This window comes from Caulobacter sp., from assembly GCF_035254145.1.
Taxonomy (GTDB): domain Bacteria; phylum Pseudomonadota; class Alphaproteobacteria; order Caulobacterales; family Caulobacteraceae; genus Caulobacter.
This window is the reverse complement of sequence record NZ_DATFAV010000051.1, coordinates 1-6759: the sequence shown is the minus strand read 5'-3', so window position 1 is coordinate 6759 and position 6759 is coordinate 1. Positions and strand designations below refer to the sequence as shown.

Here is a 6759-nt window from a genome sequence, read left to right as displayed (position 1 = left end):
AGCCGATGCCGGTCTCCGAAAAGGAAGTCCAGCGCATCATCGGCACGATCGAGGAGGGCGTCGCCGCTCCGAAGGCCGTGGTGCTGTACGAGGTGGGCGAGAACGTCCGCGTCACCGACGGCCCGTTCGCCAGCTTCAACGGCACGGTCGAGCAGGTCGACGAGGAAAAGGCCCGCCTGCGGGTCACCGTCTCGATCTTCGGCCGCGCGACCCCGGTCGAGCTGGAATACAATCAGGTCGAGAAGATCGCTTAAGCGTTCGACCCGATCCGAAGCTTTTAAAGCCCCGCGCTCGCAAGGCGCGGGGCTTTTGCTTTGCGCGGCGCGCGAGGTTATCCACAGGGGGCGACCGTGGAGACCGCCATGTCCAACTTCCCGATCCCGGAAGACGACCGCCAGACCGCCGTCGCCGAGTTCCAGGCCGGCCCGATCCGCGCCCGCGCCGAGGTCAGCGTGACGCCGGCCGGCCTGCTGGCGTTGGGGGCGTTGATCAGCGGGATCCTGCTGTCCAGCGCCGCGATCGTCTGGGCCGCGCGGCGCGGGCGCTGAAAGTTATCCACAGGGGCCTTCTCCCCTTGCGGGAGAAGGTGGCGCGAAGCGCCGGATGAGGGGTTTCTGGGCGCCGCCGTGCGACCCCTCACCCGACCCGCTTCGCGGGCCACCCTCTCCCGCAAGGGGAGAGGGGATATTCCCGTCCTTTCCCCGCCTGGGAACGAACGTTTCCGTTCCTCGATAATGGCTTAGACAAAAACGCACGTTTCTTATCCCCGGTGCTCCCAGCGGCTTCATGCTTTGATCTCATGAGCCAGACCGAAACCCACGCCGCCCGCTCGCCCCGCCAGTGGTGCGCCGCCCTGCAAGCCAAGCTGATGGCCGCCCTCGACGAGACCTGGGCCACGGCCGAGTCCAGCGACGACCCCGCCGTCCAGGCCCGCGCCCGCGACAAGGCCAGGCTGTGCGGCCAGATGGCGGCCACGGTCCGCAAGGTCGCGGCCATGACGCCCCCGGAGAAGGCGAGCAAGGCGGAGAAGGACGCCGAGCGTCCGCTGGACCTGATCGAGGACTTCGTCCGCCGCATGGACAAGGCGGGCAAGCCCTTCGAGGCGCCGGAACCGCCCGCCGCCCAGCCCGCCGCCCAGCCTGCCGCCCAGGCCGTGGCCATGCGCGCGGCGCTGCGGAAACTGAAGCGGCGGTAGAAGAGGCCAGCCAGCTGGACGGCCAGCGCCTAGTGAGCTGGCCAGGCGGCGCGTCGCCGCATGACGCGTGCAAGGTCCGCGACCGGGTGAAGGGGCATTTCCGCTTTCGCCCCCAACCGGACATTCATACGTACCACCTTGTCGCTAACGAGGTTTTTCAAGACCCCGCTTGCGGCGTCCTTCAAAGGGCCGCTGGGCGGCTGCGCCGTCGGCGATGAGGTGGGCGGATACGCGCGGATCTGGGCGACCTCGATGAGCGTTGGCGCGTCATCCGATCGCTCGCTCAGCCCTCAACCGACGAAGGCGGCGATTGCTGATCGTTAGTCCGTCCACCTCGCCCGACGGCTTTCGTGTGAACGTGACCGTGCCTTGTGAGCCGACGAAGCGGTCGCCGCCAATCGCCTGTAGCGAAACCTCGTACCCTCGCGGCCACGTCAACGAAAGGCGACCGTCCGCGACGCTGACCGTATAGGTCATGTCGGTCTCCTCGCTGCGGTAACGCCCGACCAGCCCGTCCAGGGCCGAGGCGGTCGGGGCGGGCAGAGCCACGCGGACGAAGGCCCGATGGGTGGGCCAGAAATCCCTGATGCGAAGCTCGGGCGGAGACCCGGCTGGCGCGCCGGCGGCGGGCGGGATAAAGCGCCACTCTTGCGACAGGTCGCCCGGACGGTACGCGCCGCCCCCGATCGGGACCAGGGCCACCGGTGATCCCACTTGGCGCAGCGCGCCATCCTTCCATTCCAGCCGCACCACCTCGTCGGTCTGCGCGCTCCAATACGTGCCCGCCAAGGCCGACTGTTCGACCGCGGGGGTCGCCACGGCCGGCGCAAGGGTGGGCGGGGCCAGGTGGTCGCTCAGATAGATTTCCGCCACCTTGCGGGTTAGTTCTGTTGGCGTGATCGCCGCGCCGTTGCACAGCGCGACGATCGCCAGGCCTTGGTCAGGGAAGAGCGTGGCCTCGGCGCGGTAGCCACCGTCGGCGCCATCGTGGCTCACCACCGGCAGGCCGCGATATTCCGCTAGCCGCAGCCCGCCGCCGTAACCGATCTTCGTCCCGTCGTTCAGGGCGCCGGACGTCCGCATCCAGCCCACCAGCGCCTTGCCGCCGACCCGGCCGTCGATCAGATTCTGCTCCCACTTCAGCAGGTCGCCGACCGTGGTCAGAAGGCTGGTCGAGCCATAGTGATCGATGTTGGGGATGCTGATGCTCCATCCGCCACCGCTCCGCGCGGCATAGGCCGCGGCGCGACCACGGGTCGGCTCGGTATGGTCGTCGCGAAAATGGCTGTCGGTCATCGCCAGCGGCCGGAAAATCCGTGTATCGGCGAACGCGCGCAGCGACTGACCCGACACGCGCTGCACGATCACCGCCAGCAGAGTATAGGCGGCGTTGCCATAGACGACCTCGGTCCCCGGCTCGAAGTTCAGGTTCCGTTGCCGTGACAACGCCCAGAGCACGTCGTCCTGAGTGTAGAGGTCGTCGCCCCGCCAGCCCGCCAGGTTCAGGAGTTGGCCTTGTTCGCGAAGGCCGTCGGTGTGGTGGATCAGGTTGGCGATGGTGATCCGCCGCTCGATGTTGGTCATCTCGGGAAGATATTTCCTGATGTCGTCGTCCATCGACAGCTTGCCGTCCTGCGCCAGCAGGCCGATCGAAAAAGCGGTGAACTGCTTGGAGATCGACGCGACGTGGAAGACCGACCCCGGCGTGATGGGGACGTCGAACTCAAGGTTCGACATGCCATAGCCGCGCGCGTAGTCGAGGACTCCGTCCCGGGAGACGCCGACCGCGCAGCCGGGCGTGTCTTGGCCGTCCCAGGCCGCGAAAAGCGCATCAATCCGATGGTGGGGGTCCGGCGCCTCCGCGCCAGAGGCGTGCGAGGGCGCAGGGTGCGCGCTCCAGAGAGCGGCGATCGCCGCGATCAACAAGGCTGGGTGAGCGCCCATGGAAACCTCTTCGCCAGCTGCACGCGGGGGGGCTAGGTTCTCATCATGCCCGCTCCTCATGGCAAACTACCAGCGCCATGCGGTCAAGCCAGCTTCTGAGAGGTCCGCTCACCACCCTTCTCAGGAGTCGGCGATGTCCGCCGGCGGGCGTCCAGCAGCCTAGCGCTGGCTGGCCGCTTCTAGCGGCGGTGCGCGCTCTATCTGGGGCGTTGCGACATCCAGGATCCTGCTCGCGGCTCTGTCATTCCCGCGTCCGGAGATCCGCCCGCTTAGGTTGTTAATCATGCGCTCTACGCATGGAAGATTAATATCCACAGGTAAATCTTGGGTAGAATGGGGCGAAATCTAGGCGCCTCGCCAGGCACATGCATAGCTAAGCTTCTCAACCTCTGGGCGTTCGCCCTCCAGCGTGGAAGTATAGCCATGTACGTGAAGGATTTCGGTTCGAGCGACGATGTCTACGCCGGTGACGAAGGCGCGCCCGACCTGGTCGACCTGGTCAATGGCGGCGCGGGCGACGACAATCTCTCGGGCGGGCTGGGCGACGATACGCTGAACGGCCAGGCCGACGACGATATCCTGAACGGTGGCGCGGGCGACGACACGCTCGATGGCGGCGACGGCGACGACACGGCGGTGTTCTCGGGCGCGGCCGGCGACTACGTCTGGAGCGGGACCACCAGCTCGGCCACCATCACGGGGCCGGACGGGACCGATACGCTGCACAATGTCGAGCACCTGAAGTTCGGCGCGACGATCATCGACCTGCCCGCGCCCAACACCGCGCCGTCCGCGCCGACCGATGGCGATGGCGCGGCGAACACGATCGCGGAGGGCGCGGCCACGGGCGCCGTGGTCGCCGGTCTGACGCTGAGCGCCGTCGATCCCGACGCGAGCCAGACCCTGACCTGGTCCCTGCTCAACGACGCCGGCGGTCGTTTCGCCATCGATCCGACCACCGGCGTGGTCACCGTGGCCGACGCTTCCAAGCTGAACTTCGAGACCGCCGCGTCGCATCAGATCACCGTCCAGGTCAGCGACGGGACGGCCGTGTCCTCGGCCAGCTTCACGATCGCGGTGACCAATGTCGCGCCCACCGCTCCGGCCGACTCCGACGCGGCCCCTAACACCGTCGCCGAGGGCGCGGTCAACGGCGCGGTCGTGGCCGGTCTGTCGGTCGCCGCGACGGACCCGAACGGCGGCGTCATCTACAGCCTGACCGACAACGCCGGCGGCCGCTTCGCCATCGATTCCGCCACTGGCGTGGTCACCGTGGCCGACGCGTCCAAGCTGAACTTCGAGACCGCCGCCTCGCATCAGATCACCGTTCAGGCCAGCGACGGGACGGCCGTGACCGCGACCAGCTTCACCATCGCCGTGACCGATGTTCCCATGGCCGCGCCGGCGGACACCAACGCCGCCGCCAACACCGTGTCCGAAGCCGCGACCAACGGGACCGTCGTGTCGGGCCTGACGATCGTCGCCGCCGACCCGAACGGCGGGGTGACCTACAGCCTGGTCGACGACGCGGGCGGCCGTTTCGCCATCAACGCCGCCACCGGCGCGGTGACCGTCGCCGACGCCAGCCTGCTCGACTACGAGGCGGCGGCCTCGCATCAGATCACCGTCCGGGCCAGCGACGGGAGCGCCACGGCCGACACCACCTTCACCATCGACGTGGCCAACGCCCCGCCGACGACGCCGGTCGATGTCGACACCGCCGCCAACACGGTCTCGGAGGACGTCGCCAACGGCGCCCTGGTGGGGATCACCGCCTCGGCCAGCGAACCGAAGACCGGAACCGTCAGCTACAGCCTGTCGAACGACGCCGGCGGCCGTTTCGCCATCGATCCGACGACGGGCGTGGTCACCGTGGCCGACGCCAGCAAGCTCAACTTCGAGACCGCCGCTTCGCACCAGATCACCGTGCGCGCCACCGACGGCCAGGGCGCCTTCAGCAGCCGCAACTTCACCGTCGCCATCACCAATATCGCCAACGGCGCGCCGCAGGATGACGACGCCGCGGACAACACCATCTCGGAAGGCGCGGTGAACGGCGACGCCGTGGTCGGTCTGACGATCACGACGCCCGACATCAACGGCGGCCCGCTGGTCTACAGCCTGCTCGACGACGCGGGCGGGCGCTTCGCGATCAACGCCTCGACCGGCGTGGTCACGGTGGCCGACGCCAGCCTGCTGAACTTCGAGACGGCGACCTCGCACCAGATCGTCGTCAAGGCCGCCAGCGGCGCGGAAAGCGCCAGCACGGCCTTCACCATCGCGGTGACCAACGCCGCGCCGGCCACGCCGGCCGACGTCAATGGCGCGGCCAACACCGTGATCGAGAACGCCCCCAACAATTCAGCCACCGGCGTCACCATCGCCGCCCCCGATCCGCACGGCGGCGCGGTGACCTATAGCCTGACCAACAACGCCGGCGGTCGCTTCGCGATCAACGCGACCACCGGCGTGGTGACCGTGATCAACGGCGCCCTGCTCGATCACGACGTCCAGTCGACCCACACCATCACGGTGCAGGCCAGCGACGGGGTGCTGACCAGCAGCAGCGACATCGTCATCACCCTGATCGACAAGATCGACAGCTACTGGACTGGCACCACGGCGGCCAACACCTTCACCGTGCCCGACGTCCAGGACTGGCAACTCGAGGGCCTGGCGGGCGTCGACACCCTGACGGGCGGCGTCGGCGACGACATCATCATCGGCGGGACCGGCGACGACATCCTGGCCGGCGGCTCGGGCAACGACGCCTTCCTGGTGGCGGCCGGCGACGGCGCCGACACCTTCGACGGCGGCGCGGGCTACGACACGATCAAGGCCTCGTCCGACAACGTCACGATCACGATCAAGTCGATGACCGGCATCGAGGCCTTCGCCCTGAACGGCTTCGTCAACGTCAACATCGCCGGCACCAGCGTCGCCGACACGCTGGACTTCTCCGGCGTGACCATTCCCTGGACGCCCACCATCAGCGCCGGGGCGGGCAACGACATCGTCTACGGCACGGCCGGCGCCGACAACATCAAGGGCGAGGCGGGGCTCGACGACCTCCGGGGCGGCGCGGGTAACGACACCCTCGACGGCGGCGACGGCGCCGACAGCCTCAGCGGCGGCGACGGAAACGACACCCTGATCGGCGGGACAGGGAACGACAGTATGTCGGGCGGGAACGGCGACGACCTGTTCCTGATGGGCGTCAGTTCGGGCGTGGACTGGGTCGAGGGCGACGCGGGCTATGACACCGTTCAGGCATCGGCCGACAACACGATCTTCAGCTTCAGCATGCTGCGCGCCGTCGAAGTCATTTCCAGCGGCGGCTTCGCCAATGTGACCCTGCCAGGCACCAGCGGCGCCGACAATCTGGACTTCGGCGGTTACGTCTTCGTCGGCACGGTCACCATCACCGGCGGGGCCGGCAACGACTGGCTCTTCGGTTCGGCCAGCGATGACACCATCAAGGGCGACGCCGGCGAAGATTGGATCCGCGGCCAGGCCGGTAACGACACGCTCGACGGTGGCGACGCGCTCGACAACCTCGAGGGCGGCGATGGCAACGACACGCTGATCGGCGGCGCCGGCAACGACCTCCTGTACGGCGG

5 protein-coding genes are annotated in these 6759 nt (G+C 68.3%); 4 read left to right on the top strand and 1 reads right to left on the bottom strand.

The genetic code is table 11. The features are described 5' to 3' along the window. From nusG to VJ655_RS02705, 3 genes are all read left to right on the top strand, one after another. Positions 1 to 254 (top strand): transcription termination/antitermination protein NusG (nusG, locus tag VJ655_RS02715; protein ID WP_324097991.1); only part of this gene is annotated, 254 nt, incomplete at its 5' end. Between the two features lie 108 nt (positions 255 to 362). After that, a complete protein-coding gene (locus VJ655_RS02710; protein ID WP_324097989.1) occupies positions 363 to 548 on the top strand; it encodes a hypothetical protein in 186 nt (61 codons plus the stop codon). Between the two features lie 251 nt (positions 549 to 799). After that, positions 800 to 1195: a hypothetical protein gene (locus tag VJ655_RS02705; protein WP_324097987.1), complete on the top strand. Its 396-nt coding sequence runs from the start codon at positions 800 to 802 to the stop codon at positions 1193 to 1195. Positions 1196 to 1462: 267 nt separating this feature from the next. Here VJ655_RS02705 and VJ655_RS02700 read toward each other — a convergent pair whose 3' ends face one another. Then, positions 1463 to 3139: a serine hydrolase domain-containing protein gene (locus VJ655_RS02700; protein WP_324097985.1), complete on the bottom strand. Its 1677-nt coding sequence runs from the start codon at positions 3137 to 3139 to the stop codon at positions 1463 to 1465. Between the two features lie 423 nt (positions 3140 to 3562). On the opposite strand from VJ655_RS02700, the gene VJ655_RS02695 reads away from it, so the two are divergent. Then, positions 3563 to 6759 (top strand): beta strand repeat-containing protein (locus VJ655_RS02695; protein ID WP_324097983.1); only part of this gene is annotated, 3197 nt, incomplete at its 3' end.

Bases quoted from the DNA above. Each gene is read 5' to 3' on its own strand.
- VJ655_RS02710 (WP_324097989.1), top strand. From the start codon at position 363: ATGTCCAACTTCCCGATCCCGGAAGACGACCGCCAGACCGCCGTCGCC.
- VJ655_RS02705 (WP_324097987.1), top strand. From the start codon at position 800: ATGAGCCAGACCGAAACCCACGCCGCCCGCTCGCCCCGCCAGTGGTGC.
- VJ655_RS02700 (WP_324097985.1), bottom strand. From the start codon at position 3,139: ATGGGCGCTCACCCAGCCTTGTTGATCGCGGCGATCGCCGCTCTCTGG.